Origin of the sequence: Mucilaginibacter celer, from assembly GCF_003576455.2 — a bacterium.
Lineage (GTDB): Bacteria > Bacteroidota > Bacteroidia > Sphingobacteriales > Sphingobacteriaceae > Mucilaginibacter > Mucilaginibacter celer.
Window position 1 is genome coordinate 6,684,385 of record NZ_CP032869.1, and the last position, 22,335, is coordinate 6,706,719.

General features: G+C 43.3%; 23 protein-coding genes. 19 read left to right on the forward strand and 4 right to left on the reverse strand.

What is annotated here, in order from left to right; genetic code table 11:
- Window positions 1-345: 345 nt before the first annotated feature.
- Together HYN43_RS27980 and HYN43_RS27985 are read right to left on the reverse strand one after the other, a co-directional pair.
- Entirely contained in the window at window positions 346-1,098 is a 753-nt protein-coding gene (locus tag HYN43_RS27980) for an ABC transporter ATP-binding protein (RefSeq protein ID WP_119407142.1), read from the reverse strand.
- A complete protein-coding gene (locus HYN43_RS27985) occupies window positions 1,095-1,826 on the reverse strand; it encodes an MlaE family ABC transporter permease (RefSeq protein WP_119407143.1) in 732 nt (243 codons plus the stop codon). The genes HYN43_RS27980 and HYN43_RS27985 overlap by 4 nt, the downstream gene beginning before the upstream one ends.
- Before the next feature lie 170 nt (window positions 1,827-1,996).
- Between HYN43_RS27985 and HYN43_RS27990 the strand changes: the two genes are divergently transcribed.
- From HYN43_RS27990 to HYN43_RS28005, 4 genes are all read left to right on the forward strand, one after another.
- The gene (locus tag HYN43_RS27990; protein ID WP_119407144.1) at window positions 1,997-2,701 is read left to right on the forward strand and encodes an SDR family oxidoreductase; all 705 of its coding nucleotides are present in this window, start codon (window positions 1,997-1,999) and stop codon (window positions 2,699-2,701) included.
- 29 nt (window positions 2,702-2,730) lie between these two features.
- The gene (locus tag HYN43_RS27995; RefSeq protein ID WP_119407145.1) at window positions 2,731-3,312 is read left to right on the forward strand and encodes a PspC domain-containing protein; all 582 of its coding nucleotides are present in this window, start codon (window positions 2,731-2,733) and stop codon (window positions 3,310-3,312) included.
- 5 nt (window positions 3,313-3,317) lie between these two features.
- Entirely contained in the window at window positions 3,318-4,304 is a 987-nt protein-coding gene (locus HYN43_RS28000; RefSeq protein WP_119407146.1) for a LiaI-LiaF-like domain-containing protein, read from the forward strand.
- Between the two features lie 212 nt (window positions 4,305-4,516).
- Complete coding sequence (locus tag HYN43_RS28005; protein WP_162996662.1) at window positions 4,517-5,200, forward strand: carboxypeptidase-like regulatory domain-containing protein; 684 nt, start codon at window positions 4,517-4,519, stop codon at window positions 5,198-5,200.
- A gap of 45 nt (window positions 5,201-5,245) precedes the next feature.
- On the opposite strand, the gene HYN43_RS28010 is transcribed toward HYN43_RS28005, so the two are convergent.
- On the reverse strand, window positions 5,246-5,869 hold the full coding sequence (locus tag HYN43_RS28010; protein ID WP_119407148.1) for an NUDIX hydrolase: 624 nt from the start codon (window positions 5,867-5,869) through the stop codon (window positions 5,246-5,248).
- Window positions 5,870-6,081: 212 nt separating this feature from the next.
- On the reverse strand, window positions 6,082-6,825 hold the full coding sequence (locus HYN43_RS28015) for a hypothetical protein (RefSeq protein ID WP_119407149.1): 744 nt from the start codon (window positions 6,823-6,825) through the stop codon (window positions 6,082-6,084).
- 129 nt (window positions 6,826-6,954) lie between these two features.
- Between HYN43_RS28015 and HYN43_RS28020 the strand changes: the two genes are divergently transcribed.
- The 15 genes from HYN43_RS28020 to HYN43_RS28090 all read left to right on the forward strand — a co-directional run bounded on the left by HYN43_RS28020 (window position 6,955) and on the right by HYN43_RS28090 (window position 22,332).
- Entirely contained in the window at window positions 6,955-8,214 is a 1,260-nt protein-coding gene (locus HYN43_RS28020) for a prephenate dehydrogenase (RefSeq protein WP_119407150.1), read from the forward strand.
- A gap of 517 nt (window positions 8,215-8,731) precedes the next feature.
- Window positions 8,732-8,896, forward strand: a complete 165-nt coding sequence (locus tag HYN43_RS30550) for a hypothetical protein (protein ID WP_162996663.1) — start codon at window positions 8,732-8,734, stop codon at window positions 8,894-8,896.
- 409 nt (window positions 8,897-9,305) lie between these two features.
- Window positions 9,306-10,544 carry a toll/interleukin-1 receptor domain-containing protein gene (locus HYN43_RS28025; RefSeq protein ID WP_119407151.1) on the forward strand — a complete coding sequence of 413 codons (1,239 nt, stop codon included), beginning with the start codon at window positions 9,306-9,308 and terminating at the stop codon, window positions 10,542-10,544.
- 342 nt (window positions 10,545-10,886) lie between these two features.
- Window positions 10,887-11,798 (forward strand): IS982 family transposase, encoded by a 912-nt coding sequence (locus HYN43_RS28030; RefSeq protein ID WP_119407152.1) that lies wholly within the window; start codon window positions 10,887-10,889, stop codon window positions 11,796-11,798.
- Between the two features lie 583 nt (window positions 11,799-12,381).
- The gene (locus HYN43_RS28035; RefSeq protein WP_119407153.1) at window positions 12,382-13,569 is read left to right on the forward strand and encodes a helix-turn-helix domain-containing protein; all 1,188 of its coding nucleotides are present in this window, start codon (window positions 12,382-12,384) and stop codon (window positions 13,567-13,569) included.
- 88 nt (window positions 13,570-13,657) lie between these two features.
- Window positions 13,658-14,143, forward strand: a complete 486-nt coding sequence (locus tag HYN43_RS28040; RefSeq protein ID WP_119407154.1) for a DoxX family protein — start codon at window positions 13,658-13,660, stop codon at window positions 14,141-14,143.
- A gap of 2 nt (window positions 14,144-14,145) precedes the next feature.
- Window positions 14,146-14,505, forward strand: a complete 360-nt coding sequence (locus HYN43_RS28045; protein ID WP_162996664.1) for a hypothetical protein — start codon at window positions 14,146-14,148, stop codon at window positions 14,503-14,505.
- Between the two features lie 833 nt (window positions 14,506-15,338).
- The gene (locus tag HYN43_RS28055) at window positions 15,339-16,958 is read left to right on the forward strand and encodes a hypothetical protein (protein ID WP_119407157.1); all 1,620 of its coding nucleotides are present in this window, start codon (window positions 15,339-15,341) and stop codon (window positions 16,956-16,958) included.
- 11 nt (window positions 16,959-16,969) lie between these two features.
- The gene (locus tag HYN43_RS28060) at window positions 16,970-17,539 is read left to right on the forward strand and encodes a hypothetical protein (RefSeq protein ID WP_162996665.1); all 570 of its coding nucleotides are present in this window, start codon (window positions 16,970-16,972) and stop codon (window positions 17,537-17,539) included.
- Window positions 17,540-17,604: 65 nt separating this feature from the next.
- Complete coding sequence (locus HYN43_RS28065) at window positions 17,605-19,077, forward strand: ArnT family glycosyltransferase (protein ID WP_119407159.1); 1,473 nt, start codon at window positions 17,605-17,607, stop codon at window positions 19,075-19,077.
- 108 nt (window positions 19,078-19,185) lie between these two features.
- Window positions 19,186-19,416 carry a hypothetical protein gene (locus HYN43_RS28070; protein WP_119407160.1) on the forward strand — a complete coding sequence of 77 codons (231 nt, stop codon included), beginning with the start codon at window positions 19,186-19,188 and terminating at the stop codon, window positions 19,414-19,416.
- Between the two features lie 93 nt (window positions 19,417-19,509).
- A complete protein-coding gene (locus tag HYN43_RS28075) occupies window positions 19,510-19,728 on the forward strand; it encodes a type II toxin-antitoxin system RelE/ParE family toxin (protein WP_245447052.1) in 219 nt (72 codons plus the stop codon).
- A gap of 320 nt (window positions 19,729-20,048) precedes the next feature.
- Complete coding sequence (locus HYN43_RS28080) at window positions 20,049-21,764, forward strand: hypothetical protein (RefSeq protein WP_119407161.1); 1,716 nt, start codon at window positions 20,049-20,051, stop codon at window positions 21,762-21,764.
- A 56-nt stretch (window positions 21,765-21,820) separates the two neighbouring features.
- Complete coding sequence (locus tag HYN43_RS28085; protein WP_119407162.1) at window positions 21,821-22,075, forward strand: type II toxin-antitoxin system Phd/YefM family antitoxin; 255 nt, start codon at window positions 21,821-21,823, stop codon at window positions 22,073-22,075.
- Window positions 22,075-22,332 (forward strand): Txe/YoeB family addiction module toxin, encoded by a 258-nt coding sequence (locus tag HYN43_RS28090; RefSeq protein WP_119407163.1) that lies wholly within the window; start codon window positions 22,075-22,077, stop codon window positions 22,330-22,332. Before HYN43_RS28085 ends, HYN43_RS28090 begins: the two co-directional genes overlap by 1 nt.
- Window positions 22,333-22,335: the final 3 nt, after the last annotated feature.

A 22,335-nucleotide genomic window follows, 5' to 3' on the forward strand; every position in this document is an offset into this window, starting at 1 on the left:
GTTCAGTTTGCAATGTGCTGTTGGCAGTTAGCATGCCCCAGGCAAATAAATAGTTTGCAAATATAGTTATTATAAAAATACAACCGATAAGGCGCTTATTCAGTGAGAAGAAATACTTAGCGGGTTGCCGACAAAGGGCTCTTGCCGGAGCCGGGAAATGAGCTTGTAAATTACTATAAACATGATACTCCTAACGGAGTTGAAAAAATACCAGTAAACACCCCGGAGGGGTAACGTGTTTATAGCAGCAGCCTAAAAAGTATTAAGGCTCCATAGGAGCCTCGTGTTATACAAGCGATTTTTTATAGATATACTGCAACTGCCACTAAAAACTGCAACTGCCAACTACAATTTCTCCTTCGCCGCTCTCATAAAAGGGCTGGCAAATACAAAATCGTTCAGTTCTTTATTATCGGTTTTGGCTATCTCTTTGTTTGATCCTTCCCACCATTTTTTGCCCTGGTACAGGAAAATGATGTGGTCGCCAATGCCCATTACCGAGTTCATATCGTGGGTTACCACTACAGTGGTAATGCTGTATTCCTGCGTAAGTTCAGAAATCAGTTCATCAATAAGGATAGATGTTAATGGGTCGAGGCCGGAGTTGGGCTCATCCACAAAAAGGTATTTGGGTTGCATGGATATGGCCCGGGCAATACCTACACGTTTTTTCATCCCGCCCGATAATTCGGAGGGGTATAGTTTGTTTTTGCCTGTAAGATTAACCCGTTCCAGGCAAAAGTTTGCACGGTCAAGTTTCTCGGCTTTGGTTTGATTGGTAAACAGGTTAAGCGGGAACATGATGTTCTGCTCAACAGTCATCGAATCAAACAGTGCCGAATTCTGGAAAAGCATACCTATTTGAGTGCGGATTGGTACGCGTTGTTCAAAATTCATATGTGTGAAATTCTCGCCATCAAAAACTACCTCTCCTTTGGTAGGCTCATGCAAACCGACAATGCACTTGAGCAAAGTTGTTTTGCCCGAGCCCGAGCCGCCGATGATCAGGTTGGTTTTTCCAGGACGAAAATTTGCGGTAATTCCTTTCAAAACTTCGTTTTCGCCGAAGGTTTTATATACGTCTTTAATCTCGATCATAGTAGGAGGCGTGAAATGATAAGGTCGCAAAAAAGGATCATGATACAGCTCCACACTACCCCGCGTGTTGCCGATTGGCCAACCTCAAGCGATCCGCCGTTAACGTAAAAGCCCTGGTATGAGCAAATGGATGTTATTACAAAGCCAAAGGATATAGCCTTAACACAACATACGGTAGCGATAACCGGGTTAAAGCCGTCGGTAAGGCCGCGCAGATAATCATTTGTTGATACATCCTGTGATGCCGCGCAGGCTATGTAGCCGCCGGTTAAACCCAGGCACACAGAAATGATAACCAATAAAGGGATCATGGTAACGCCCGCGATAATTTTAGGTGAGATGAGGTATCCGGGAGCGTTTACACCCATAATTTCTAAAGCGTCTATCTGTTCGGTGACGCGCATGGTACCAATTTGCGAGGCCATGGCCGAGCCTACGCGTCCGGCTAATACCAGCGCCGTTATGGTAGGGCTAAACTCTAATATCGTCGAATCGCGGGTAATGCCGCCTACTACTGTTTTGGGGATAAAATCGCTGATAAGCTGGAAAGCTGTCTGGATGGTAGCTACCGCGCCGATAAACAGCGAAATAATAGCAACGATGCCTAACGAGCCGATACCCACCGAAACCATCTCGCGCATGATCTCGCTCCAATACACACTGAATTTTTCGGGCTTCCTGAAACTTAAACGTAGTAGTAGTATATATCTTCCTAAGCTGTGAAACATCTATTTGTATAAAAATCGGTTAAAAATACGCTTTTTTACCTTTATGCCTAAACGGTCAGCAATTAAAACAAGTCATTTAAATTCAATTTTGTAGGCAGTGTAATTACAATGCTTACGTAAATTGCGGGCACAAAGCTTCAATCGTAAAAAATAAAAATCGACAAAAACATATGAAAAACGTACTCATTACCGGATCAACCAAAGGCATGGGCCGCTCAATTGCAATTGCTTTTGCTAATGAAGGATTAAACGTGGCAATTTGTTCTCGGAATGAGAAAGAATTATTAATTTTTAAGGATGAGCTGGAGCAGATTGATCCCGGTGTAAAAGTTTTTGCCATGAAGGCCGATGGCAGCAACAAAACCGAGCTGCTGAACTTTGCCGCCGCTGCCGAAGCTGAGTTTGGCTTTATTGACGTAGTGGTTAATAACCTGGGCACATTTATCCCATCGAGTATATTGAACGATACCGACGAAACTTTCCAAACCCAGCTTAATACCAACCTGATGCCGGCTTATGAACTGTACCGTTTTTTCGGAAAAAAAATGGCATCAGCAAAAAAGGGGCACTTCTTTAATATCTGTTCGGTGGCCGCTTTAAACCCTGTTGTGCAGGCCGGAAGTTACAGTGTAACAAAATACGCGCTGTTAGGTCTAACAAAGGTAATGAGGCTCGAGATGCAGGAGCATGGTGTAAAAGTTACCGCCGTAATACCCGGATCAACGTTAACGGATTCGTGGAAAGATGCTGTGGTTGACCCTAATACCATGGTGCTGCCCGAAGACATCGCATCGGCAGTGATCAATATTTACAGAATGAGCACCGGTGCCAATGTCGACGAAATCATCATCAAACCCGCACCGGGCCAGTTATGATCAATCAACATTAAACATAAAACATAACTATGGAAAAGAAACTACATCGCGATGAACACCACAAGGTAATAGGTGGTGTTTGCGCGGGCCTTGCCGAGTACTTCGGCATGGATGTGGCCATTATAAGAGCGATATTTTTAGTAACGCTTTTATTAAAAGGTGGCGGCGTACTCATTTATTTTATACTTTGGATGGCATTGCCTAAAAAAGGACTGGATTTTACCCCGGGCGTAGATTACCGTGTACCTCCGCAGCAGGATCCCTTTAATCCATTTGCCGGCGCCCCCCAAAACCAACCCTTTAATCAGCCTCCATTTGTAGCCCCGCCAAAAAAACATGCGTCAACCTTTGGCCTGGTGTTTGGCGTGGCACTGATACTGATAGGCGGTATTTGCCTGCTTAACGAGCTCGACCTGATGCCCGATTGGGATTTTGAAAACTTTTGGCCCATTGCACTGGTTGCAGGCGGTATAGCCCTAATCGCCTCAGGCTTTAAAAAACAGCCCTGGGAAAAACAAAGCTGGCAAAATGCTGATGCTGCAGATGCTGAGCCTGCAGCCACTGAAACCAAAGAAGAAACACAATCTGATAACACTCCACCAACTATATAAATATCATGAGAAGCGATAAACTTGTTCCGGGTACTATCCTGGTTTTGTTGGGAGTGGTATTCCTGCTGGATAACTTCCACGTAATAAATTTTGATTGGATGAACATTTTTTACCTGTGGCCGATATTTTTGGTGATGGGTGGTGTAAGCCTGGTGTTTGCAGGCAATCGGTCGCCGCTGGCTACCATATTAAAAATGGCTGTTGTTGTTGCCGGTTTTGCCTTGTTGGTATTTGGCAACTTTGGCAAGCGCTACCATTTTTGGCCAAATGCCTGGACTTTTCATTATAACGACGACCGTGATAATGATGATGACGACGATAGCGATACCACCAACACCGATCAGGGTGTGGTGAAGGTTGGCGGCGAAAATACCTTTAAGCAGGATTATAACACCGGCATTAAATATGCCCGCCTTAATTTAAGCGGCGGCGGTACAGTTTATAATTTAAAGGATACCACTGCCGATCTGTTCAACGCGGTAACACAGGAGCTATATGGTAAGTATACCCTAAACCAAAAAAAGGACGATTCGGTAACCGTGCTTAACCTGCGTTTAAAAAATAACAAGGGTTTTCATTTTGATTCGGACGACAATAAAAACAACAAGGCCGACATTAAACTAAACCCAAATCCTATCTGGGATATTGATGTTGAAACCGGCGCCACAGATTTAAATTTTGATCTTTCAAAATTCAAAATAAAAAGCCTATCTTTAAAGGGCGGAGCAGCGTCGTTTGACGTGAGGCTTGGAAACCCCGTTTCAACCACCAATGTGGAGGTTTCAACAGGGGCTTCAGAGGTGATTATCAGCGTGCCTAAGAGTGCAGCGTGCCGTATTACTGCTAATACAGGCCTGTCAGACAATACGTTTGCCGGCTTTGATAAAAAAGGTGATAACAGCTACGAAACCGAAGGTTTTGATAATGCCAAAAACAAAATACTCATCCATATGAGCGGCGGCATCTCCGATTTTAAAGTAAACCGATACTAAATAACCTAAATCCTGAGTAAAACGATACCGGGACATAATACAGAATAATGCATTGCCAACCGCCCCGTCAAAATTTGACGGGGCTTTTTTATGCCCCTACCGGCAGGCTGCTTCAGGGTTTTGTCATTTGTTTGATAGAAGATTTCAAAATTGTTAAATTGAAAACCGTTGGTATTGAAAATAAGTTTATTTTACAACACAAATTAACTACCATGAAATACCGCTACCTTATATTATCGGCAATACTATTTTTTACCTGCGCGGCCCGGGCTCAAAACGTTGTTAAAGGTTCGGTTAACGAGGCCGGTCGAAGCACCAAACTGTCTAACGTTTTTGTGCGCGATAACCAAAACAGGCAAATGACCATTACCGATAACAAGGGCGCTTTCAGTATCCGTACCGAAACCGGGCATACCCTTATTTTCAGCTCGCCGGGTTATGTATCAGATACCTTATATGTTACCGATTTTACACCCAAAAAAATTGAGCTTGTTACGCAAACCATTGCCTTAAAACAGGTAAACATCAGTGCCAAACGCGAGAGTTTTGATGCGCATAAAGAATATCCCGAAGTTTATACCCGCAGCAAGGTTTACCCCCTGTCGCCAACTTCATGGTTTAGCAAGGAAGCCCGTGATGCCCGTCGCCTCAAAAAATATTTTAAACGCGAAGAAGAAGAGCGCCATATCGACGAGGTATTTAACATGAATTATGTACAAAGCATCATCCCCCTGCGCGGCCAGGAACTTGAAAACTTCATGACCATCTACAGGCCAAGCTATGACTTTATAAAAGATAACAACGGCGCATCGCTGGCGGTTTATATTAACGATTCGTATAAAAAATACCAGGCCCTGCCTGCCGAGAAGCGTTCGTTGCCTGCTTTGAAAGAGTAGTTTTTTTGTGGCAGTTGCAGTAGCAGTTTTTGATGACGTAAATTATTAGTCGGCCCAAACGCTTACATCGTTGCTGATGATTTTTTGATACACCAATTCAATCTGGCTTTTCAGGATCCTGTCTTCCGATAATGGAGGCAGGTTATCGATATCAAAATATTGTACATCCAGCACATCAAAGCCCTTGTTTATTTCGGTTGTAATGGCTTTGCAGTAGAAAACCATTTTGTATACATAAAATGGCTGCGGGGGATGCGGGTGCATCTTTTTATCAAACACAGCCAATAATCTTTCGGCGCTTACCTGTAAGCCGGTTTCCTCCCAAAACTCCTTAATAATGGTTTCTTTAGGGGTATAACCAATATCACCCCAGCCTCCGGGTAACGACCATTTGCCATCGCCGCTTTCGCGTGCCAGTAGTATTTTGTTATCCGGAGATAAGAGGATCCCTCTCAAATCAACTTTGGCTGTAGGGTAATCGGCAGCTTGCGGAAACAACAGGTTGATAGTGTCTTCGCCATAGCCGCTCACCTCATCAAACATCTGGGTGCTGAGGTGCTGAAGCTCGTGATAGCGTTCAATATCGTATTCGTTTTTTGCATAGAGCAGGCCGGTATCGGCAAGGGCGCGGAGTTGGGTTATTTGTGAAAGTAGCCTGGTGTTTGACATGGTAGGGGAATGGATAATATTTTGTCAATGCTAAGGAACAAAGCATCTTATTCAATAGGCCAGTCCGATATGTCTGGCGAAGAAGATCCTTCGTTCCTCAGGATTGACAATGAATAAAAAATTATCGACAGTAAAAAATCGGTGTAATCAAAAATCAACCGGTGTAACGCCAATAAAAAAATCCGAAATCGAACATCCGAATTCAACAAACCCTACCCTCTGCCCAACAACTCATCAAGCTTGTTGCGCTCGGTTTGCAGTTCGCGGGCAAGTTTCTTCTCTTTTTCGTTGGCTTTGGCTTTGTAGGCTTTGTATTCTTCGTCCAGTTCTTCGTATAGTTTGATGCGGTATTTTGCTTCGCGGCTGTGCGCGCCCGAGCGGGCTATTACAATAACGGCAACTACACCAAATACAATCACCAATCCCCACATTACTAAATTATAAGTGGCCTTGGTAAACGGAATGCCTAAAAGGCCTATCTCATCACGTTTGGCGTTCGATTCGTTTAGGGCCTGCTCTTTGCTGGTGGCATCAGTTTTCAGGCTTTCAACACTTTTGCCCTGTTCGGCCAGTTTGGCTTTGGCTTCGGAAAGTTGGCGGCGTTCAATGGTAAGCGTGTCCTTTGCATTTTTCCAAAAGGCGGCTACCAGGGGCTGCTGGTAGTGGTACAGCTTGCTAAGCAGGTATTGGTACTGCCCGTTAAGGCTTTTATCTTTTTGCAGGGCCGAATCGGCTGCGGTTGGCTTGGGTTGAGCGTAGGTATACTTAACAGGAGTGGCCGCGGGGGTAACAACAGGGGCTTTTGCCGGGCTCGATTTTACAATTGGGGGGATAGCATTCGGTTTCATTACGGCGGGTTTCTTTTTTGCGGTGGTATCCTGGGCGAAGCCTGCCGTTATACCCGTTAAAAATAGTGCTGTTAAAACCGTTATCGTAAAAATTAAATGCTTCTTCATCAAAAGTAAAATTAGTTGCGTTGTATTAACAAAACAAGTTGCTTATGGTTTTATTATAATACCTGCTGGTTTGTTTGGCTAAAATAAGCTTTAGTACGTAATTAACCTACTCATAGTTATATTAGCGGCATGAATATAGGTATTATTGGTTTGGGTGATATGGGCCGTTTGTACGCAAAGGCCTTCGCCAAAGCAGGTTATACGGTTAGCGGATGCGATTTGCCTGCCAACCGCCAAAAACTGGAGGAGGAGCTAACTCCCTTTGGTATTACTGTGATGGACAGCGGCAAGGATGTAGCCCGGATTAACGACCTGATCATTTATTCGGTAGAGGCTGATAGCATTGAGCGGGTTGTGGCCGAGTATGGCCCGGCAACCAAATACGGCGCCATAGTGGCCGGGCAAACCTCGGTTAAATCGCCGGAGATTGCCACGTTTGAGAAACACCTGCCTGCCGATGCGCAGATAGTTACCTTTCATGGTATGCACGGGCCGGGTTTTGAGCCTAAGGGGCAAACTCTTATCCTTATACCGCATCGTACAAGTGCCGAAGCCTACCAGCGCATGTACGACGTGTTTACGGCCATAGGCAGCAATATTGTTGAAATTCCTGATTACCATGAGCACGACCGCATTGTGGCCGATACCCAGGCCGTAACCCACGTAGGTTTCGAGAGTATGGGCACCGCCTGGAAATCGGCAGGGTTTTTCCCATGGGAAAATGCATCATATATAGGTGGTATTGATAATGTGAAAATTCTTACCACGCTGCGCATATTTAGCTATAAGGCTCACGTTTACGCCGGGCTGGCTATCCTTAACCCTTATGCCCGGCAACAGGTAAAGCGCTATGCCGAATCAGAATCAGAATTGTTTAAGCTAATGATCAAGGAAGAATCGCAGGCCTTTAAGGAGCGTATATACCGTGCGCGCGATTTTGTTTTTCATGAAAGCCGCAAGCCTATTATGCTTAATGATAGCGTGATGAAAGAGTTTTCACTATCGCAACATGCCGATAGCCAGAAACCCAACTCGCACCTCAGTATTTTGAGTATGGTTGATGCCTGGTACCACCTCGGTGTTAACCCGTATGATAACCTCATTTGCCAAACCCCGCCATTCCGCCTGCGTTTGGGAATTGCCGAATATTTGTTTAAGAACGAGGAATTGCTGGAAGAATCGTTAGAGACTGCCCTGTATGATAAAACCATCCGCGGAGATGATTTGGAGTTTCACTCGGCGGTGAGGGATTGGTCGGCTATTATTGGGTTTGGGGATATGGAGGGGTATAAGAAGCATTTTAATGATACGCAGGCATTTTTTAGCCATAGGCTGGACGAGGGTAAGGCGCAGAGTGCCGAGCTGATCAGAAGGTTGATGATGGAGTGAGTTTGGGGATTTCGGATTTGGGATCTTCGATTTCGGATTTATTTTTTTTGATTACACCGATTGTTTTTTGATTACACAGATTTTGACCGTGGATTAGGATGATTACGTTGATTTAGCTGATTTGTATGAATAGGTTTTTGGGGGGAATTTATGGGAGGGGAAGGTGTTTTGATAGGGCTTTGATTCTGCTAATTCTAAAATTCTGTAAATTCTGATTCAGACATACGTCGTGTTCCAGTTTTTTGGTGGAACACTTTGTGATTTTTGTTTTTTTTATTGTTTTGATAATCAGTATGTTATAAAATTGCAAAAAGCGTTAAAAATGAAATTGGAACACATTGATGTTGGTAATCAGGTAGTTGTGCTTTTTGATTTTTAAAATTGGAACACCGGTTTTTAAAATTGGAACACTGGTTTTTTAAAAAGTGGAACACCGGCGACAGCATGCCGGTACAGTTGAATTTTGATTATCAGGTTATTAATTAAATTTGAATAACTAAAGAAAAGGGAGGATACAATGGCAACTATATCAAACAGTTTGACTATTGAAAAAGGATTTGGTGCGGGTATGGTTAGCGACCAGGTAAAAAGTCATGCAAATGATCCTTTAGTAGTTAAAAAAGTAGAGGAAGCGGCAAAGACTATTCAAAATGTAGGTTTGCCAAGCGAAAAGAAGAAATAGATATTTTATTAATAATGCAAAGCCGGAGATCTGATCCGGCTTTTTTAGTTTATACTCTTGTTACCGCAAGTATCCTCACTTCGGGCTCATATACTGGTTCAAGTATAAGGCTACTTTTGGGTTTATTCAAACTGATGCGATGTTCGCAAACAGCGATAAAGCCGGACAGCAGGAAATAATCAGTTAAGCTGAAAGCTTAAACCATTTTAGGACGAAGTTACGCTGTTGCTAACTTTGACCAGCTAAGGTTATCTTTTCCTGTCAAAGAAAAAATCTTCAAATAACACCTAATCCCGTATTTTTATCTATTCCTATTTTTTTTCCGGACAGTAGCGAATAATATCTTATTTTTAACATTGTTATCGAAGAAGACATACTTGAAATTATTACCATAAACCTTGCCTGTCCAATGCATAATCCTCCAAAATGCTTTATCTCATACGCTTGGGATCGTCCCGCTCATCAGGGCTGGATAAAACAATTTGCAAGCCAATTACGGAACGATGGCGTTGAAACCATTTTAGATCAATGGCATGCCGTGCCGGGTACGCAACTACCTGAATTTATGGAACAGGCCGTTAGAGATAGTGATTTTGTGCTGATTATTTGTACACCAAAATATAAATTGAAATCAGATACGCGGACAGGTGGAGTCGGCTATGAAGGGGATATTATTACTGGAGAGATTTTCGTAAAAAGAGCTCTTGATAAATTTATTCCGGTTCTTCGTGACGGAGCATGGCTGGACGCCTCGCCCAGTTTTTTGTTAGGTAAATATTACATCGATCTGGTGGATGGAAGTAATTATCAGGCTAATTATGAAAATTTATTGCGAACACTTTTTAATACTCGCGAAATAGCTCCACCGATAGGAACGCCGCCAGCCAGCGTTATGATAAAACATGCGCATGCGCAGCGACAAATTGATGCATTACGTTGGATTAAATTGGAGTTGTGTACTTTACCTGTGCTTAGCGACACGCCGGCTAACCGAAACGAATTGATTAGGTTGTTTAGAAATTGCCTTATCAAAGTTTTCAAAGATTCCTATCAAGCATTTTCAATCATGCTTAACGTAAAATTGCATGATGAAGCACAGCCCGGGGGAATTGTATCATACGCCTTATTAGGACATCATCGCAGCTTTATTTATGAATGTGAAAAAGAACACCGGGATTACATGGCCAAGCTGCTTAATGCAAGATTTGCCCCGGATTGGCAAGCACAAAAAGAGCGGTTAAAATTAGAGGCAGCAGAAGAAGAGAAAGCATTTGACGGTTGGCGGATCATACACAATGTTGAATTTTTAAGCCTACCAGTTGCTGTTAATATCGAATATGACCCCGTTATTAAAAGGATAAAAATCATATCTGATGACGAGGAAATTATCAACCCGAAGAACTACGATAATGAAGTAAAAACCACATCCGAAGCACTTCGATTTTTTTGTGCAATGCTTAAAAGAAAATACGCAAATCTCGGCGATATTGGCTATCAATTTGAATTTTTACCGCTTCTTAAATTAATGATTGATTTTTATGATAAAAAGCCTATCAATTTGGATAATTTCCGGTGTCAGGAACAAAATCCGGAAGAATGGGATTATATCAACTATGATTTCCAGGCACAGTTAAAGGGTTATAATTGATGAGTTGGATAGTAAAATATCGAATTACCAAACGATCATCCGAAGCCAATCACTTTAGAGAAGAAATAAGGTGAAGATCATCAACGTCTAAATAATCAGCAATCTCAAAGAGACGTTAATGGATGGTTGGGTTGAATTGGCACGCCGGCTTGATACGGTTTCCGGAGCAATCTTAAGCGTATCTGCTAATCCTTATTCGTTTTATTTTTTTAGCTAATACTACGTGAGTTCGGGATAAGAGAAGAAAATAACCGTCGAATAGATTTAGTTTCAACTATCTAAATATCAATAAGTAAGCATATTTTGTTATCTTTAAGTGTCGAATTTAAATGGTATCAATCTATGCTTACTCCTGATAAAATTATTGAAATTTTCGTTATGGTCGATGACTTTTGTAAAGAATCTGAGTCTCAAATAGCCCGGCATCAACTTGATGCGGGTAACTACAAGATCAGAAACCGTAAAACTTCACTGTCCGATAGTGAATTGATCACGATACTGATCGCTTTTCATAGTGGACATTTTACCAACCTTAAGCACTTCTATCTTTGTTTTATTTGTGCTCATTATAAAAACGATTTTTCTGGATTGGTATCTTATAACCGTTTTGTCGAATTACAGCAAAGAGTGGCTGTGCCCATGATGCTTTTCCTGAAAACCCATTGCCTGGGGCAGTCACGGGGTATTAACTTTATTGATTCAACGCATATCAAAGCCTGTCATAACCGACGCATCCATAACCATAAAGTATTTGCTTCGGTGGCGGAAAGAGGCCAGTGTTCTATCGGTTGGTTTTATGGTTTCAAATTGCACCTGATCATTAACGACAAAGGTGAAATACTGTCTTTTTACCTTACAAAGGGCAATGTTGATGACCGGAATATCAAACTGATGACATCCATGACGCAAGAGATCTTCGGCAAATTGTTCGGTGATAAAGGCTATACATCCAAAGCTTTGGCCGACCTGCTTTGGGGAAATGGTATACAGATGATCACCAAACCCCGTAAAAACATGAAAGACTTTAACATCTCTCAGGCCGATAAAATAATGCTCAGAAAAAGGGCTATCATTGAATGCGTAAACGATGAGCTAAAGAACATCTGCAAACTTCAGCACACCAGGCACAGATCCGTGAATAACTTTCTGATGAACACTATGGGCGTGCTTTGCGCTTACCATTTCTTCCCTAAGAAACCTTCCCTTAACATTATATTTCAAGAAAATGACAACCAGCTTTTATTAGCTGCTTAAACCGAACTCACGTTAATTAATAAAGCGTTCACCCCCGCAAAGAATTGAAAAGCTACTGTTCCACCAGTGGCTTTTTGTTTTTACAGGGCCTATATAAAAGCTATCCGTATACCATAATAAGAATCGATAAATTTCAGGAGGCTAATTTATCTCTTTTTTATGAAAAATAAAATCATAAATTACTGTAAATCAATTTTATAGTTGCAAACATCAAAATACAAACGCAGCGCTATATCAACAAAAAAGGCGACTAAAAGCCGCCTGATTTTTTTATTTTATTTAATACCGCCAACGGGTTGCCTATATTTAAATAGAAAAAGGCGGTATACGTCTGGAAAACAACCGCCTTTTTTATTAAAAATAAAACTATACAAATATGGGAAAATCTAAGTGGTTTTGCCCATCGGCGAAGCCCCGCCTATACAACATCTTAAAAAAACTTCTCAAAATTTCCTTAAGTTAACGGCTATGGCGAGGACGCTTGCGGCAGCATCAAATGCTTCTGCGATAGTGAGATAATATAACTCAATAACCCAACCCCCTAACCTACCGATAAATAATTACATTTGAGTAATTAACCTCTATGCTATTTTACTTTAATTTTTACAGCGCGCTTCTACTCATTTTCTTTACCCAGTTACTGGTTTTCGCTGTTTTAATTTATTTGAAAGGCATCCGCGAACAGCGCTTATCTTCAAAATTGCTGGCGGTTTTCCTCGCTTTGTCTGGCCTGTTCATTTTTCCTTGGATGGCGGGTTTTGCCGGATGGTATGACGGGCAGCCCTACCGCGACGTGCTTTTTTATACCCCCTTTGTACAGGGACTATTTTTGGGGCCGCTGCTGTTTTTTTATTTTAAAAGCCTGGTGAACGATAATTTCCGCATTAGCGGGTATAACTATCTTCACTTTTTGCCGGGCGCGCTTTACCTGTTATGGGCCATTGTGGTGGTATTGGTCGATAAGCTGTTTTTAAAAAGATACTCCCTCATGAACGGCATCAGCGACCCGGATTTCGACCGCTGGTACTCCTGGTTATGGTCGGTAAGTATGCTAACCTACCTGTTTTTAACGCTGAAACATTACCGAAGGTACCGCCTGTTCACCTACCAGGAACTTTCATTTGCCGATAGCGCGGGCCTGCGATGGATGCAGCGCTTCCTGGTGGCCGATTTGCTGCTGGTTATCGTTTTAATTGCCGATCAGTTTTCATCCTTGTTTACACACGCTACTTATGTTTTATCCTGGTATTATTTTATGGGTTTCGCGGGCGTATCCTATTATATTGCCATCAGTGCTTACGGACAGGATTATAGTCCGCTTGCTAAACTTCATTTTAACCCGGCAGAAGTGGCAGGGTACGACGATGCCGGGGGCAGTACGCCGAAAGGCACCGGGTTGACTGAAGATAGCATTGAAGCCGACGAAAAATTGATAGCCCCTTTAAAACATGCGCTTTTGCAATTGCTTGAAGTTGATAAGATTTACCTCGACCCCGAATTAACGTTAACCGCGCTGGCTAAGCTTATGAAAACCAACCATTCGGTACTCAGTAAGGTAGTAAATACGCGGTTCGGCATGCCCTTTAATGATCTGATCAATAATTACCGGGTTGATGAGGCCAAGGCGCTCATCACCGGCGGACGTTTGAACGATCAAACCATGTTGGCTGTTGCATTCGATGCCGGCTTCAATTCTAAAGCTACATTTAACAGGGCCTTTAAAAAGCACACCGGCCTTACGCCTAAACAATTCCAAATGCAACTAACCTGATTGCCGGGCGCGCAAATAGGTATCATATTATGATTTGCAGCGACGGGCGTTGTACATATCCTGATTTTTGGTCAAAAAAAAGACAGATATGATTATCAATTACCTAAAGCGTTTCACATTGCCCGTATGCATGCCGTACTGGTACCAGGATTTATTGCTGCTAATACCGCGTGTTGTTTGTGGTTATTTACTTACCTCCAATTTTGGCTCGGCCAAGTTTGGTTTGCCCTGGAGCCCGGCAGATGCCAATCTGCATTTTTTTGAGGTAGCGTTCTGGTTCCCGAACGATGTGGCCGAATACGGAGGCATCTTCAAATTGTTCCCGGTATTTTTTGCCTGGTCGGGTGCCTTTAGCGAGGCGGTAGGCGGCATTTTTTTAATGCTCGGGCTGCAAACCCGGTTATTCAGTATTTTAATTTGCTGCACTATGCTGGTGGCTGTTTTTATGCAGCAATGGCAAAACGGGTTGTGGAACATGTTACCGGCCATGGGTTTTGTGTGGATCGGCTTGTTTTACAGCATTACCGGCAGTGGCCGCTTTGGGTTGGATTATTTATTGACTAAGCAAAAATGATCATGAAAAAACTATTAACTATTTCAGCCATTTTTTTGATCTGGATGCAATTTGGCTGCGTTCAAAAAACCAGGAATGTTACCATACAATTGAACCTGCGCCTGGCGGGGATGAAAAATATAACACAGGTAGGGGTGAGGGGCAACGGAAAGCCGCTGAGCTGGCAAAAGGACCTGGTGATGAGCCCCGTTATTAAAGATTCGTTATACACCGTCACTATACATGCCATAACCGGTTACAACTTTGCCGAGATTAAGTTTACCGTAAACGGAACTATGGAATTGGATGGCATGCCAAACCGGCGCGTTGATTTTAAGGGGGCTAAAAGCTTAACTTATAACGCGGTATTTAATAAGCCATAAGGCTTTGCTGCTAACAGGCATAACTAAATGCTTGTTGTTAAAGAGTATCAGTTGAGACTGTTAGCAGCAAATTTTCAAATCGATTGCCTGCAATCTGGTAACCACGCTCATCATATTTTGAAAGGAACCGATGTGTGTGCTATAGTTATTTTACACGCTTGTTTACCTAACATGAATCAATCTTACCTCGCTGCCGCAAGCGTCCTCGCTTTTGGCCCTCGTTTAGGTTTAAAGGCGGCGATACCCTCGTATAAGATAGCTCGACGACCACAAGCGAGGACGTTTGCGGTAGCCAGGGTGAATAACTAAAGAAAGGAGAGGATACAATGGCAACTATATCAAGCAGTTTGAATATTGAAAAAGGATTGGGTGCCGGTATGGTTAACGATCAGATTAAAAGTCATGAAAAATGATCCTTTAGTAGTTAAAAAAGTAGAGGAAGCGGCAAAGACTATTCAAAAGGTAGGTTTGCCGGGCAATAAGAAAAAATAGATACATTATTTATCATGTAAAGGCCGGAGATTGATCCGGCCTTTTTAGTTTATACTCTTGTTACCGCAAGTATCCTCACTTCGGGCCCATATACTGGTTCACGTATCAGGCTACTTTTGGTTTTTTTCAAATTGATGCGATGTTCGCAAACAGCGATGAAGGCGGACAGCAGGAATAATCAGTTAAGCCGAAAACTTAAAACATTTTAGGTTGAAGTTACGCTGTCGCTAAAGTTCGGCCAGGCGGCTGAAATGCTCAAACCTTCCTTATTAGTTTTTAAAAGAAAATATTTTTTGTTTATTTTTTATTATTATCTTGTGTAAAGATAATCTGCTTATTTAATGAAAAAACCTAAACCCGCTTTTAAAAACCTAATTTTATTATGCGCGCCTGTTGCTCTTGCTGCTATGATTGTAGGCAGTTGCAAAAAAGATAATCACTCACCCGGTACACCTGCTGCTGCCTTAGCTGCTGTTACGGAAGCAAAAAGCTGGTATGAAAATGCCTATCCTGCAAATACCAAACTCGCCACACAGGATGCATCAGAAGATCAGGATTGGAGCCAAGGGGTAAAGCCAGACTGGAGCAATGGCGCAGTGTACACTCGCTTTGATGATGACGTTGTGGAGATGCCCGTTGATGCGACAATTTCCGGAAAGCTGAACATCGGTCTGAAGGAGCAAACCTCCGGAACGGAATTTAAAGCAGCTAACAGTAAAAGCTCATTCCTGCTGATAAAAACGCTTGGTACTTACCATGCCTATATCATGACCATTATTGGTGATCCGTTGTATCTTAAAGGTGATTTAACTAAACTGGATAACAATAAATACAATAAACGTGACAGCGATTTTACCGGGGTAGTACTTTACTCAACCCCTAAAGGTAAATTTGTAAGCGCGTGGACATATAACAGCGGAAAGATCAGCGGCCAGATCTCGCCCGATAGCGCTTCAGCGGGTGCTGTAACTACCGGCAAAGAACACACAAACGCTATAAAAACCAATTTAACTGAAACAACAACATGCTACACCTGGACACAGACAAGCTCGTACAACGGGCAAACCACCGGCACGGTAGTTCTTGAGCATTATTGTGTAACAACCTATTCCGGAAGTTTGGATTCGGGAAGCGGCGGCGGTGGAGGAGGGTCAATTCCCGTTGCCGGTACAGGCGGTGGTGGTGGTGGCGGATCAACAACTACCCCGCCACCGCCAGCACCTTGTGTGCCAACAAATGCGCTTGATAATGTTGATAAAATTAAGGTTAATAGCTTGACGGTAAATAAATTGCAGCCACTTCCGGGAGATCCAGAGACTGGATTTCCTCCGCCTACCGGCAAAGTGCCATGTACGACCGTGACGGATGCATCGGTACCAATTACTACAACTATAACTAACGATTTGAAAGGCTGTAACGGAGATGTGGTAAGTAAACTTATAAGCAAGGATCTGACCGGTGATATAAGCGATATCATTCAGAAGGTGTTTAAAAGTTCAGATAAGATAAATCTACATTTCGTTGAAAGTTCAAAGACTAATGGAGGTCCGGCATTATCAACTATAACTTCGGTTGGCTCAGACCGAATGAATATTGAGGTTAGAGTTAACACCAGTGTCTTACCAGGCGACGCTTCACAGGATTATAAAGCGTCAATATTTATTCATGAAATTATTCATTCCTATTACCTTTATAAAGGTTTTAATTTGAATGATCAATTAAAGCAACATACAGATATTGCACATAATTATATCGCGGATATCGCGTCTATGTTAACTCAGGCATTTGGCACGGATAGTGCAAACGCCAACGCTTTGGCTTTTGGAGGACTGAAAGATTTCGCAGTGAAATATCCTACAGATTATAATAAATTACTTCAGGACAAAGGTCTTACAGAACAACAAAGAAATAGCTACACCGAATGGCAAAGAGCCGGGTTAAGTGGAAAAAAATGCAACTAATAACAGCATTTATGAAAATAATAATCTCAATTCTATTTTTACTGATCTCGTTATCTTCAAATGCACAAACCAACCCCAATGATAGTTCAATAAGGAATTTTAACGATATTAGGTACACCTTCATAAATAATTACAAAGTCGATGCGGATTCGGCACGGCAAAATTGTTGGAAAGGATGCGTTTTTATACGTTTTAATATTGATCAACACAAGCTTACTAACGTTGCCTACACGGCAGCTACTCCAGTATTTATAAAAGAAGGGATTGCGAAGGTTGTCGCATTCATAAATAAACGGGGGCTGAATATTGAGCAGGTGAATAAGGCAACCGGTGGGGTGTATATTTTGCCTTTTATGGTTGCCAATAACGCAGGCTGCGGGTTTATGACCGGATGGGGAGAAAAAGATTACCAAAATAAACTGGATGAAAAAACTAAACTGTTGTATGAGAGAAGGCAGGAGAGTTACGACCAGTTAAGTAACTCTATTGAAAACCTTACCAATTTTAGCGATGGAGGCCGACTGGATTTTATTAATTGTATTCTGCTTGCACCCGTAGTAATGCCTCTTGCTGTTAATTGAAGATACGGTGAGCAAAAGCAACCCCCACCCACAACCCACCGTACTACAGGTAAACCCTAACCCCGGTGCCACCCAACAACTCATCAACACCCAAGCAAACCCAAAAGCTTTGGTGCATCCTCATTTTATTCACCGCATGGCAGCTCACCATCACCCTGCTTAGCGATGGCTTTGTATTATCATTCGATGAATCCATCTGGCATTACATCGGCCGCAACTGGTTCAGGAACGGGTTGGTACCCTATACTGGCGGGGCTGATAATAAATCGCCTTTTATATTTGCTGTTTTCGGGTTTTCGGATTGGTTGTTTGGGGTTAATTACTGGTTTCCAAGGGTGCTGGCAACGCTGTGCCAAACGCTGGGAATTTACTTTCTGTATAGCATCGTACAAAAAATAGCAGGGGATAGGGCCGCGCTCACTGCCGCCTTTATTTATGGCATGACCTTGTTATGGCACGCCACCGGCAGCAGATTTGTGGCCTTTACCGAAACTTATGAGGTGATGTTGCTATTGGCAGCCATTAACCGCTACCTGCAAGCCGGCAAGAATACCGATTTGATATGGAGCGGCATCCTGGCCGGCCTGGCTGCAGACTTCCGGCTGTCGGCTGTTTTTGTGATTTTGGCCTTGGTGATATACATGCTTAGCCGGAAACGTTTTTTGGATTTGGCCTGGTTTACAGCCGGGGTAATTATGGGTGTTATGGTTTTGTTGCTGCTTTGTGTGGCATCCGGCATCAGCATTCAAAACCTTAGCTTAAACATGTTTACTGATAATTTTAGCCGGGGCAGCGCTATTGATCATACCATGGCTTATAAATGGCAAAGCTTCCTCAGCAAATTTATTTACTCGCCTATGGCCATGTTATATCCCCTGGCCATTGCGGGGCTTTTTGTAAAAAAGCAGCAACCGGGGCTTATTATTTTATGGCTTGTATTAACATTTACGGCTATCAATTTTATAGGTATCTATGATGTGGTGCATTTAAAGGAAATGCTGCCGCCGCTGGCCATATTAAACGGCTGCGCTATAGCTTACCTCAGCAAAAAGTACAGGTTCAGGCTTCGGTATGCGTTATTACTTATCGGGGCTTTGCTTTTTCCGCGGATGGAAGAAGCCGTGCGTAACGCTAAAATTGTGTTGGGCGAGGCTCCTTTTAAGTTTTCGTACGGCACAGTACCATACATTAACCCACCCGAGGGCGACCGAAAGTTATTGGGCCGTTGGGTGCGGGACAACACCCGGCCCACCGATCTGGTTTTGGTGCACAGTTTCGGTACGCAGGTGCAGGCATATTCCGAACGTGTTTCGCCCAGCACTTACTTCAATATCACCCAAACACCATTTGCCAAAGCCCGCTTTAAGCACGATCTGGAACAAAACAAACCTGCCATGATCCTGGTACCGATGTTTGCAGAGTATGATAATTTGGTGGATGCCGATTTACGCTTATTTGTACAACAGCTTGTGGAAAAAGGTTACCATTTTGAAAGATGCCTGTATAATTACAAGGTGTACCGGGTTGGCAAAAAATGAGTTTTATTTTGTCGGGCCTGTTATCATCTGTCGTGGATTAAGTATAACCTAATCCGGTAGAGCGATTAAATAGTTGAGCAATGTTGTAATAAATGTAAATTTGAGTATATGACAACGCTCACCATCGAAATACCCGAAAAGTCGGAAAAAACACTGGCCGAACTGGTTGAACAGTTAGGTGGAAAGATTATTTCTGTAAAGGGGGATAAAACAGCAGGGCGTGCAGCCAGAAAAAAACAGGTGCTGGATGATCTGGAAGAATCGGTAGCGTTTGTAAAGCTGCATCAGCAAGGTAAGGTTGAGGCACAATCAATGCAGGAATTACTCGATGAGCTTTAAGGTTGTACCCACCCCGGCTTTCGCCCGCGAATTAAAGAAGCTCGCAAAAAATCTCAGTCTTTAAAGATCGACCTCAAAGGTTTAATAACCGATTTGGCCCAAGACCCGAAAGCCGGCATAGCCCTGGGTAACAATTGCTATAAAATTCGCCTTGCAATTACATCGAAAAATAAAGGGAAATCGGGCGGTGCAAGGATTATTACCCATGTTCAGGTTATCAACGAAGTGGTTTATTTATTGTCTGCTTATGATAAATCCGATCTGGATAATATCAGCGACAGTGAACTGTTAAGCAGGATAAAGGATTTGTAAAAAACTCCCTGCCACTGGTTACGCTATCGCTTAACCGGCAGTAATAGCAGTAGTTAGAAAAGCAGTAATTCTGCAAATTCTAAAATTCTGTAAATTCTGATTCAGACAACCTCACGTTAGGGATTGCAGCGGAAAACCCACAGCCCGCGCAGGCCTAAGCGCGTAATGGCCCGGGCGAGGATTTGCAGCGTAAAGCCCGCCCGTTGGCTAACAGGAACGCCCAAATACTTCCTGTTTATTTTGTATATTAGTTTGTATTTTCATTTACACTCAATTATACACCTTCTGTTTACTGTTAACGCCTGCTAATAAGCCCTAAAATGAAAAAGGTAGCGCTGTTATTTGGATGTGCTGTTGTACTTTTTGCAACGTACCTGTTTGCGTTTGAAGTTAAAAAGCCAAAACCGGGTACGGTCCGTGGGGCATCAGCCGCTGTTACCTGTAGCTGGCAGGCAGATGTTACTGATGCCGATACCACGGCAAGGGGCAAGTTTATAGCCTTGCTGCCAGGCTGGGGTAATTACAACTATCCAATTGCAACTGCCAGCGACAGCACCCGTTTGTATTTTAACCAGGGACTAACCTTATATTACAGCTACCACATGAAAGAGGCTTTTGCCTCGTTCAAGGAAGCTGCCCGTTTTGACCCTGCTGCGCCGATGGTTTACTGGGGGCAGGCATTAAGTCTTGGTCCGTACTATAACGCCGGTGGAGCATACATTGCACCGGCAGCTTTGCCTGCGGTTTTAAAACAGATGAATGTTGCCGCAGCCGGCGCAACCGGAAAGGAAAAAGAATTGCTGCGTGTAATGAGCCTCAGGTACCCGCAGGGCGGTATTGCACTGGCCGATAATGGAGCTTATGCACAGGGTATGCGGAAACTGATTGATGCTTATCCCTCCGATGTTGATATCAGGATGCTGTATATCGACGCTGTAATGCTGATCCACCCCTGGGATTTTTGGGAGAGCGACGGCAGGGCCAAAGCCTGGACGCCCGAATTGGTTGAACTTTGTAAAGCTGTGCTTATTACTAACCCTAACCATCCTGCCGCCTTGCATTATTATATCCACCTTACCGAGGCTTCGCGCAACCCCGAAGTGGCTGCGGACAATGCGCAGGCCTTAAAAACACTTTTTCCGGGTGTGGCGCACATGGTACACATGGCCAGTCACGTGTACCAACGTACGGGGCTGTACTTTCAGGGTGTTGATGCCAACGTAAAAGCCGAAAAAAGCGCTGCGCTGTATGCCGGGCTGGCAAAAAACATAGCATCGGCAAAAAGCAACCCGCATGTGCTTGCGGTTGAAACTTATTGCGCTTTTAGCGGCGCCATGTATCAAAAGGCAATGGATGCGGCCTTGCGCTGCCGCAAAAGCGTTACCCCATCGGCTGTTGATAATTATTCGCAATACCTGTATATGATGCCGGTGTTTACCATGGTACGCCTTGGCAAATGGCATGAGTTGCTGAAAGACAGTACCGCTATTAACCCCGGCTGGAGATACGCCTGCATCCTGAATAACTTTGCCCGCGGACTGGCTTTTTTGTACACCGGGGAGCCAGATTCGGCTGCAGTACAATTGCAGTTGCTGCGCGATAAACTTGGCGGGCCGGCTTTAAAAGCGAGGCGCATCCCCTTTAACACGGCGTTTGAAGGCGCTTCAATTGCCGAAAATATGCTGGATGGGGCCATTTTACTGGGCCGTAACAAATACGATGATGGAATGGCCTGCCTTAAAAAGGCCATGGCCATTGAAGATGCCATGATTTATACCGAGCCTGCCGACTGGCCCATCCCCGTGCGCCAGTTTTTAGGCGCCTACTTGCTAAAAAGCGACTACAACCCCCAGGCCGAACAGGTTTACCGCGAAGATTTGGAACGTAACCCGGGCAACGGATGGTCGATGCTGGGTATGTACCAAAGCCTGAAGGCCCAAAACCGTAAGGAAAAGCTGGCTTATTATAAGGCAGGTTTCCTGCGTTCGTTTTCGCATGCGGATGTGGCGCCGGTGAGTTCGGTGTTTATGAATTAAGAGGTAATTTGTAGAATAAAAATACGTATTTTTGTACCTGAATAAGTACTTATTTTATGGATGTGTTGAATTATACCGATTTTCGAAAAAACCTGGCTAAGAGCCTGGATAAGGTAAATGATAATGCTGAGATCATGATTGTTTCGAGGAGTAAGGGAAAAAATGTGGTGGTGATGGATTTGGATGAGTATAATGCTATTGTTGAGACCCTGCATATTGTTAAAAGCGAGGGCAACCGTAAACGCCTGCAGGCAGCAATTGATGAAATGGATAGCGGAGTTTTCCATCAGCATAAGTTAATTGAAGATTAATGGAGTTGGTTTGGCAAACCGAGGGATGGGACGATTACCTGTACTGGCAGCAAACCGACAGAAAAGTTTTGGAACGGATAAATATATTGATTAAAGATGCCATGCGTTCGCCTTTTAAAGGCATCGGAAAGCCGGAGCCACTTAAAGGAAATTTTGCAGGATGCTGGAGCCGCAGGATAACAGACGAACACCGGCTGATATACAAAATAAAAGATAGCAGATTGCATGTTTTGCAATGCCGCTATCATTATGTTTAATAA